General features: G+C 36.1%; 2 protein-coding genes. Both read left to right on the top strand.

Annotated features, from left to right (window positions below):
- Window positions 1–278: 278 nt before the first annotated feature.
- Window positions 279–2,195, top strand: a complete 1,917-nt coding sequence (locus AACY61_RS10250; protein WP_339611485.1) for a M1 family metallopeptidase — start codon at window positions 279–281, stop codon at window positions 2,193–2,195.
- A 203-nt stretch (window positions 2,196–2,398) separates the two neighbouring features.
- On the top strand, window positions 2,399–3,855 hold a 1,457-nt coding region (locus AACY61_RS10245; protein WP_339611484.1), incomplete at its 3' end, for a TonB-dependent receptor plug domain-containing protein.

Raw genomic sequence — 3,855 nt, 5'->3', positions numbered from 1 at the left:
TGGTTATGTTCATTTTTAATTTGGGTTAGAAAAATAAAAGTGTAGTCCAAAATTTTTTTTACTGTTATAATTCTTTAACAAAAATAAAGTATTTAATTTATAAATATAGTTTTATTACTTATATTTTCGTTTAAATGTTATTTATTGTAAGAATTTTCTATATAAATTGCTTTAGATTTTAAAATATAATCACTGTTTTTATAAAGTTAATGTTTTTGGAAGTTTGAATTGAATAAGTATTTTAGCGGGATTTTAAATAAGTAAAATAAAAAGTGTCCATGTTTAAAAAATTTCTTTTCGCTTTAGTTTGTTTTGCTACAAGCACTCAAGCTCAAACCCCGTTTCAAAACAATCAGTCAAAATTTGATGAATTTACCTACCGCCAAGGTACAAACCTAAGAACAGCCTCTGGTAACCCCGGGCCCGACTACTGGCAAAATGGAGCTGATTACAAACTGGAAGTTGAGCTTGATGAAAATAACAACACACTTTCAGGTACCGTAGAAATAACTTATTATAATAACAGCCCTGAGCCATTGTCCTTTGTATGGATACACCTGGAACAAAACCGTTACAAAGATGACTCCAGAGGAGCATTAACTACTCCTATTCAGGGATATCGTTTTGACGGAGACCTTGATGGAGGTTACAAAATCAGTAATGTTGTTGCCAAAACCGGAACAAACACCAGCAAACGCTATCTGATTACAGATACCCGTATGCAGGTATTTTTTGATGAACCCATAGCTGCCAATGGAGGCAAAGCAACCATAAGTATGAATTTTAGCTATAAAATACCCGGGAAAGGTCTGGACAGAATGGGACGTTTGGATGTGAAGAATGGAACCATTTACTCCATGGCACAATGGTATCCAAGAGTGGCTGTTTTTGATGATGTATTGGGTTGGAATACAGAACCCTATCTGGGGGCAGGAGAATTTTATCTTGGTTATGGCGATTTTGATTTTAAAATTACAGTTCCCTATGATCATATAGTCGTCGCTTCAGGTGCTTTACAAAACGAAAAAGAAGTACTTCCGGCAGAATTACAAAAAAGAATGCGTCAAGCTGAAAAAAGTGATCAAACAATTCACCTTATTAAACCTGATGAGGTTGGAAAAACTCAAATTACTAGGCCAAAACAAAACGGAAAATTAACCTGGCACTTTGTTATGGAAAATACCCGTGATATTGCTTTTGCCTCATCAAAAGCTTTTATTTGGGATGCAGCCCGCATAAATCTTCCCGAAGGAAAAAAAGCCATTGCACAATCGGCTTATCCAATCGAAAGTAATGGTGATAATGCCTGGGAACGCTCAACAGAATATACAAAAGCCTCGATTGAATACTATTCAGAACAATGGTTTCCATACCCCTACCCTGCTGCTGTCAATGTTGCTTCAAACGTAGGAGGAATGGAATATCCCGGAATATCCTTCTGTGGTTTTGACCGAAAAGGTTCCAGATTATGGGGCGTAACAGATCACGAATTTGGTCATATGTGGTTCCCAATGATTGTTGGTTCCAACGAGAAAAAACATGTTTGGATGGATGAAGGATTTAATACTTTCATCAACTATTACAGTACTAAAGCCTTTAATAACGGAGAGTACAATACTAGATTAGGTAGAGATGGAATTATAGAATACAACAAAAACCCTAACAGAGAGCCCATTGCAACACACCCTGACATTACACAAAGTAGAAATTTAGGAATGACAGCTTATTATAAGCCAGCTTATGGTCTTTTAATGCTTCGGGAATACATATTGGGTCATGAACGATTTGACAACGCTTTCAAATCTTATATTAATGCCTGGGCTTACAAACACCCCCAACCCAATGATTTTTTTAATCATATGGAAAATGTTGCCGGTGAAGATTTAAACTGGTTCTGGAAACACTGGTTTTATAGTAATGATAATATTGACTTAGCCATTGAAGCAGTAGATAAAGTTGGAAGTGATTTCTTACTAACCTTTAAAAATAACGGATTCCCAATGCCACTGAAATTTGAAGTTACCTATGAGGATGGACAAAAGGAAATTAAAGAATTGCCCGTGGAAGTTTGGCAACGGTCCAACAGATGGATTTACCTTCTAAAAACAGACAAGAAATTAAAAGAAGTTACCATTGATCCAGATAAAATTACGGCAGATATTGATGACACTAACAATCATTTCACGCTGGAATAAAATAGCTTTTAATCCTGTTTTTTAAAAAGCTGTCAGAATTTGACAGCTTTTTTTATTTTGAAATTAATTCATTTAGAATCGCTTACATATTTTAACATGCTTTCTATTTAAATTTAATCTAAATAAACTTGCTCGATACAAAACTGGGAATTACTTTTGCGCCAGAAATTTTAAACTATTTATAACAAGTCTAAATAAAAGAAATGCGCAAACTACTTGCTTTTACAGGTGTTCTTTTCATTCCTTTGGCCGGAGTGTCTCAAAATGAACAGAAAAATGACAGTATAAAAGAAGCCAATAAAACCGAACTCCTAAAAGAGATCGTGCTCTCCAGTAATATTTTAGGAAGTAAATTTGAAGTTAAAAACAGAACCGGTTCTGCTTATTATTTATCCCCTCAAGACCTTCAGCAATTTGGTTATACTGATGCCAATAAAATTCTAAGGGCCGTTCCCGGAGTGAATGTTTTTGAAGAAGATGGTTTTGGATTGCGACCCAACATCAGTTTAAGAGGTACCTCTCCTGAGAGAAGTTCTAAAATCACCCTGATGGAAGATGGTGTTCTTATTGCACCTGCTCCTTACAGCGCACCTGCTGCCTATTATTTCCCAACAATGGGCCGCATAGAAGCCATCGAAGTTTTAAAAGGAAGTAGCCAGGTTCAATATGGACCCTTTACAACAGGAGGAGCTATCAATATGGTTTCCAAGTCAATCCCTAAAGACTTTTCTGGAGATGTTCGGTTTTCTTATGGAAACTATAACAGTAGAACTACTGAAGCTACACTGGGAGATTCTGGAACAAATTTTGGTTTTGTAACTCAATATTACAATTACAATTCTGATGGTTTTAAGTCTCTGGACTATGGAGGTAATACCGGGTTTGATAAAAGTGACTACCTGGGTAAGTTTCGTCTGAACACAAATCATGATGCGAAAGTTTTTCAATCGCTGACCTTTAAAATTCAATATGCTGAAGAATCTTCAAATGAGACTTATTTGGGTTTAACCCAGGAAGATTTTGATGAAAATCCGTTTAGGCGTTATGTTGCATCAGCTGAAGATCAGATGAACACAGAACACTGGCAGTTTCAGCTGGACCACCTCATCAAACCTTTTCAAAATGTGACCTTAAGAACAACAGCCTACAACAATCAGTTCAGCCGAAACTGGTATAAACTTAATGATGTTAACCTTGGTGAAACTATCGGAATAGGCGCTATCTTGGCAGACCCCAATACTTTTATTAATGAATATCAAGCACTTTTAGGAAATACCAATACAGCTGATGATGTTTTTGGAGTAAAAGCAAACAACCGAAGTTATGACTCCAAAGGAATACAAACAGTTGCTAACATCAATTTTGGAAACCGCTTTTATCAAAACCTTGAAATTGGTGTACGCTACCATGAAGACTCAGAAGACCGCTTTCAATGGAAAGATAAATTTGCCATACAAAATGGCGAAATGATTCGAACCACTGTTGCTCAAAAAGGAAGCGATGCAAACAGAATTACCAGTGCTGATGCTATTGCAGCCCACGTTCTTTATAAAATTGTATTCAACGGTCTTACATTGACACCAGGAGTAAGATATGAAAACATAACACTAAGCCGAAAAGATTTTGGAAAAGAAGACCCCAATAGAATTGGTTCAGATTT

The organism is uncultured Planktosalinus sp., from assembly GCF_963973675.1.
Lineage (GTDB): Bacteria > Bacteroidota > Bacteroidia > Flavobacteriales > Flavobacteriaceae > Planktosalinus.
The sequence above is the reverse complement of the archived record's forward strand: the minus strand, read 5'-3'. Positions and strand labels throughout refer to the sequence as shown.

Excerpts from the sequence above, each read along its gene's own strand:
- AACY61_RS10250 (WP_339611485.1), top strand. The coding sequence starts at position 279 with ATGTTTAAAAAATTTCTTTTCGCTTTAGTTTGTTTTGCTACAAGCACT.